The sequence below is a fragment of the Burkholderia sp. 22088 genome (assembly GCF_052045915.1).
In the GTDB taxonomy this organism is placed as follows: domain Bacteria; phylum Pseudomonadota; class Gammaproteobacteria; order Burkholderiales; family Burkholderiaceae; genus Burkholderia; species Burkholderia cepacia.
The window spans coordinates 1-4,004 of record NZ_JBQEPY010000041.1 but is presented as its reverse complement, the minus strand read 5'-3'; the positions used below and the strand labels follow the sequence as shown (position 1 = coordinate 4,004).

Sequence of the window (4,004 nt, the reverse complement as noted above, 5' to 3'; positions counted from 1 at the left end):
GCCTTCGCTTCGCCGCCGAACTTCTTCGTCAGAACCGTCGTGATCGCTGCCGTCAGCGTCGTCTTGCCGTGGTCAACGTGACCAATCGTACCAACGTTCACGTGCGGCTTGGTCCGCTCAAACTTTTCCTTGGCCATTTTCAACTCCCAAAAGGAATTTCACAGGTTGCGCCGCGCGCAAACAACAAGACACTGACTTTTTACTGCTGGTGCCCATGGGCAGGATCGAACTGCCGACCTCTCCCTTACCAAGGGAGTGCTCTACCACTGAGCCACATGGGCGCTTTACGCTTCAACTTCACGGTCTGGAGCGGGTGAAGGGAATCGAACCCTCGTCGTAAGCTTGGAAGGCTTCTGCTCTACCATTGAGCTACACCCGCACGGGCCACAAACGATTCCTTACCGCTCACTGCGCTGATATCTTGGTGGAGGAGGTTGGATTCGAACCAACGTAGGCGTAAGCCAACAGATTTACAGTCTGCCCCCTTTAGCCACTCGGGCACCCCTCCGTAGAGAACTGACGATTATGGGGGTACATCACACCCCTGTCAAGCACATCCGGAAGATTATTTTCACTTTCTTCCCGATGCCTGCCTGACCACCGATCTCCCGCCCTTGCCCGGCTAAGGCAAGCATGGGTGCTACCGACCAGTGTCACATCTTCGTCAGACTCCGCTTTCAGCGTCGATCTGCATCTGCGCCGAAAACGAAAGACCGCCATCATACGATCTCTTGAGCACTCTGCCAAGCGGGTAGATGCAAAATTTCCGCAAATTTCGTGCCGGGCGGACACCATGATCTGTTTTAGATACCTCCTGGGAGTCCATAGCTGGTTTCTCGGGTTGCCTGGCCCGACCCGCCCGCAATTGACGTGACACGGCTTTCTGACACTTTCCAGCAATCACATCATGAGTTTGAGCAACGCTTCCAACGAGAAATCGCGATGGCGGCGCTAGACTTTGCCAACGTCAGCGACAGGAGCAATGGCGTCCCGGGCCACCTGCCCACCCTGATTCGTATCTTCATGCGTCTGCTTGCTCTTTTTCCGGCCTTCATGGTTTTGATCGCACATGCCGCCGGGCCGGCAGACGCCCGCGTCGCCCGAGCACGATCACCTGGATCCGTCTGGAGGCGCCAGCTGATAGCCACGCCTCGGGATGCCCGGCAGTAGCCGCGCCGCTCGTCGCATATGAGAGGTTGAAGCCCGCGCACAATACCGGGGCCTCGATTCGGTACACGTCTGGTCGGCCGGGGCAACCTCGTGGAGTCAGGATGCGATCGCATATGCATGGCTGATCAACGATGCCGCCATGTACGTCATCGCCGCCGGCGCCGGTGATGACGCGTCGACAGGCGAATCCTGCAGCCCAGCCTGCATCGACACATTGCAGCCATTTCTTGGCGACGACACACGGCCGCGCCGGGAGCTGCCACGCAGGTTTGTCCCCGCAATCTCTGCGAACGTTCTACAGCGCACGACCCACTGCACTTCGCCACCGCGCGAACCGACCAAAGTCGGCATCTGGCCGACCTATCGCGGCGAATACACAAGGCATCCCCCATGCACGTATGATGTTCGCCTCGTGCAGCTGAACACCGATACCTGCGCAGGATTCGGCGCCTGTGCGTTTTCCGCATCGCACTCATCCGAAGACGCGGGAAAGCAGGCCCACGACCTCCACACTTCCACGACCGCTGCGAGCTGCCCGGCAGTGCTCGCGTCGACCAGGGATCAAGGCCTGAATACGACGCGCCGGTTTACGCCGGGCAATGGCTCCGCACTCTCCGATCCGGATACCGCATGCAGGGCGCGATCGACTGACGTCGATGCGGGGGCACGCCCTTCACGTCGATTGGACCGGCCAGAGTTTCATAGACACTCACGAGCCGTTTAACGCGTAGCGCCGCTCGAACTCAATCGGTGAAAGATCGCCGGCGGAACCATGCCGACGAACCGGGTTATAAAACATTTCGATGTAATCGAATAAGTCCGAGGTCGCGGTCGCCCGACTCGAATAGATGCGCCGCTTGATTCGCTCCTTCTTTAGGGCACCGAAGAAGCTCTCGGCCACGGCATTGTCGTGGCAATTACCGCGCCGACTCATGCTTGGCACCATATGGTGTGCCTTCAGGAATGACTGCCAGTCATCGCTCGTGAATTGACTGCCCTGGTCGGAATGCACCATGACACCGGGTCCCGGTTTGCGTTTCCAAACCGCAGCCAACAGCGCCTGTAAAACCAGATCGCTGGTCATCGTCGAGCGCGTGGCCCAATCGACGATCTGGCGCGAGTACAGATCCATAACAGCCGCCAGATACAGCCAGCCCTCTTAGGTCCGGATGTACGTGATGTCCGTTACCCAGACCCGGTTCGGTGCGGTTGGCGCGAACTCACGGTTCAACACGTTGGCGATTACGCCGACCGGACCACCCCGATAGCGGGGCTTGCTGCCATAGCCCACTTCTGCCCGCAGACCTTCGCCTCTCATGAGGCGGTGGACGCGGTGACGGCTGCACGTTTCGCCCGATTCACGCAAATCCATCGTGACCTTGCGGTAGCCATAGACGCCGCCGCTGGCCAGCCACGCATGCTTGATCAGACCGAGCAATCGCTCATCCTCACGCTTGCGGGCCCCGACTGTCTGCCGCTGCCAGACGTAATAGCCGCTACGATGCACGCCAAGGACCCGGCACATCGAGTGCAGGCGGAACTCGCCGAGATGGGCTCGCATGAACGCGTACCTTGCCGCTATCCCTTTGCAAAGTACGCGGCGGCTTTTTTTAGAATGTCGCGCTCCTCGGTCACGCGTTTGAGCTCGGCCTTCAGTCGCCGAACCTCGGCGCTCTGATCCAGCTCCGCTTGCCGCACGACGTCGGGCCTGCCGAACTTCAGTTTCCAGGCGTAAAGGCTGTGGGTCGTGATGCCCAGCCGCAGCGCCACATCCGCCACCGAATGACCCCGTTCGGTTACCTGTTTGACTGCCTCGATCTTGAACTCATCCGTGTACCGCTTGCCGCTCATCCTGACCTCCTCGGTTGCCATAAATTATGGCTCGAAGATGTCTACGAAAGGCTGGCCGTTCCAGATAGGTGAAGGGCGGGACTGCTTTGGCGGCGCCGCCTATTCGCTCATTAAAAAGTGTACGTGTTTCGGGACGGGCAGCCAGCGCTCATCAAAAAGAACCGGCGCGAATTTCTGATGGCATCTGGTTGAGGAATTTGCGTATGTCCGGTTCGCGCTATGCGTCAACGACTTCCGTGTGGCACGCCGGAAGGGTCAATTTTTTGAACGGGTCGATTTGAGAGAAGATGCGACGCGTTGAGAAACAAACAATCCAAGATCACTACGAGATGTCATCTTGGGCAAAATCCGACTTTGTGCGCTCGATTGGCAGCAGTCACCTGGAGCTTTCGGCAAAAGGACGCCAAACGGCGGATTTGCGCCACTCGTTGCCCAGGTCACCCTGATGGCTCATGTCGGGAACCGACAGGCGCGACCCTCTGATACGAAATGCCAACAACGATTGCGGGCGGAGAAGTGCTCAATACGCCGAGGAACCGCGCACGATAACCGGCATTCGCGCAGCGGGCCATGCCACTCCAGGTCGTAACCAGCAACGCACGAATCTGCGGCGAGAAGTGGTCAGAAATGCGGCGGAGTCGCGACTCGATCCAATCTCCTCTCCGTGAACAGCAAGTGGATGGATGTTTGGATGGTAGGTCTTGGCCGGCGCCAGCTAGCGGTGCAAGGCCAACCCGATCGGTCGGTCTGATCGCCTTTTGCGTCAGTCTCGCAGAGGCAATCCTGGAGAATCGGCACCCCCGACCCCAGCTCGAGCAGCGTCCTGGCCACCGATCCCGATCACTCGCGCATTTCCATCGCTGGAATGCAAAAACCCCCGCCTTTCGGGCGGGGGTTTCTGGCTTAGGGAGCCTGACGATTACCTACTTTCACACGGGAATCCGCACTATCATCGGCGTAGAGTCGTTTCACGGTCCTGTTCG

Annotated in this window: 1 protein-coding gene, 3 tRNA genes and 1 pseudogene; all 5 read right to left on the bottom strand. The window is 58.9% G+C overall.

Features of this window, described 5'->3' with window-relative positions; all coding sequences use genetic code 11:
- Positions 1-137, bottom strand: a 137-nt coding sequence (locus ACTJLD_RS41310; RefSeq protein WP_244105887.1) for a GTP-binding protein, incomplete at its 3' end; no start/stop codon positions are given.
- A 69-nt stretch (positions 138-206) separates the two neighbouring features.
- A tRNA-Thr gene (locus tag ACTJLD_RS41305) sits at positions 207-281 on the bottom strand.
- A gap of 24 nt (positions 282-305) precedes the next feature.
- A tRNA-Gly gene (locus tag ACTJLD_RS41300) sits at positions 306-379 on the bottom strand.
- 43 nt (positions 380-422) lie between these two features.
- Positions 423-508 (bottom strand) — tRNA-Tyr (locus ACTJLD_RS41295).
- Positions 509-1,879: 1,371 nt separating this feature from the next.
- Positions 1,880-3,021: pseudogene (locus tag ACTJLD_RS41290) on the bottom strand (IS3 family transposase).
- Positions 3,022-4,004: the final 983 nt, after the last annotated feature.